Annotated in this window: 1 protein-coding gene; it reads right to left on the bottom strand. The window is 34.1% G+C overall.

Annotated elements, in window-relative coordinates; all coding sequences use genetic code 11:
- Window positions 1–249 precede the first annotated feature (249 nt).
- A partial coding sequence (locus BBROOKSOX_RS10945) for an O-antigen ligase family protein (RefSeq protein WP_218973746.1) occupies window positions 250–1,469 on the bottom strand: 1,220 nt, incomplete at its 5' end.

The following is a 1,469-nucleotide window of genomic DNA, read 5'->3' as shown; positions in this document are numbered from 1 at the left end:
GGTATTTTAGCAAAAGTTGGTTGATTTGTCTATGGTTATTGTTGGTTTTATTGTTATAAATCAATTTGTTGTGTGGTTTTTAAGGGTTGACTAATTAAAACGATAATTTTAGCATAACCCTAAAACGATTCAATGCCATTAATATACGAGTTACCTCTGAAAGTTTTGAGCGGTTGTAATACTTATTTTTTCTTGTTATAGCCAGTATTTTAAGCAATTAAAAATTTATTAACTAAGAACTGTCCATTGTTACGCCAAAGTTGTATCAGATGCGGACTGAGCATTGTTTACACTAAATGCCATCAGTGATAATACAAAAAACATATAAACGCCATTGGGCGCTGATCGTGTAATCCAAGTTTCAGTTAATCCAAATACCATGCTTGACAAAATAATCCAAATACCGACTAAACCTGCCCATGATTTTTCTGGGTTGTTTTTTATCGTTTGGAGGAAGAATTTGAGGGGTAATAAAAATACACTCACCATTAAGGCCAAGAATCCAACGATGCCAAATAACGCCAACCATTCAAAAAAAATATTATGTGCACTTCTATAAGAATCGCCAATCACATTGTATTGTGGATATGTTGTAGTGAAACGCTTAAGTTCCAGTCCAAAATCACCACTACCAGAACCAAAAAATGGATGCTCTCTAGCCGTATTAATAGCAGCTTTCCAAAAAATAAATCGCTCACTAGCGGTTCCGGCCGGTTGTTTTTTGTTGTCATGTTCATTGTCAACAAATTGAGCGGTGTTGGTAATTGCAGTATTAAATCTATCAATTGTTTGACTGGGAAAGACACTAATAGTGACACAAATTGTCAAAACAATACCGATACAAATTTTCATTATTGTCAATCGTAATTGTTTTTGCGTAATTAGTAAGTATAGAAAAATTAACAACAACAAGGGGAGTGCTACCCAAGAACCTTTTGCGCCAACAATCAAGCTTGCACTGAGTGCAGATAATGCAGATAGTGCCAGTAATACTTTGTCCGTTCTATTGAAATTTGTTAGTAATGATAACAATGCATTGATCCCAGCAATAAGCATGGAAAAATCTCCATACATGATTGAATGATAAGCACCTGTTGAGCCACTATTGAGTAACAAGTAAATGAGCAATATAAAGCCTGATAGCGTTGTTCCAATGTAGAATACCGTCAACATTGAGCGCTGATAATACCTAAAAAGCATAAAAACAGGTGCCGAGAATAAAAAATAACTGAATTTTCCCAATTTTTTAAAGCTACTATAAATATCATCAGAATTTAGCATACCCAGTAAGTAAATAAAAAACACCGCAGCAAAACCAATTAAAACCGTTTTCTCTTGTGCGGATAATGTTGGCGTAAGTTTTTGGATATAGATAACACTCAATATAAATAACAATAAATATATGGTTGATACTGCACTACTCACAAGTGCCATCAATATGGGAAATAAAAACACCAAAGTCAAAACCA

It is taken from the genome of bacterium endosymbiont of Bathymodiolus sp. 5 South (genome assembly GCF_900128535.1).
In the GTDB taxonomy this organism is placed as follows: Bacteria; Pseudomonadota; Gammaproteobacteria; order PS1; family Pseudothioglobaceae; genus Thiodubiliella.
This window is presented reverse-complemented; position numbering and strand designations above follow the sequence as displayed.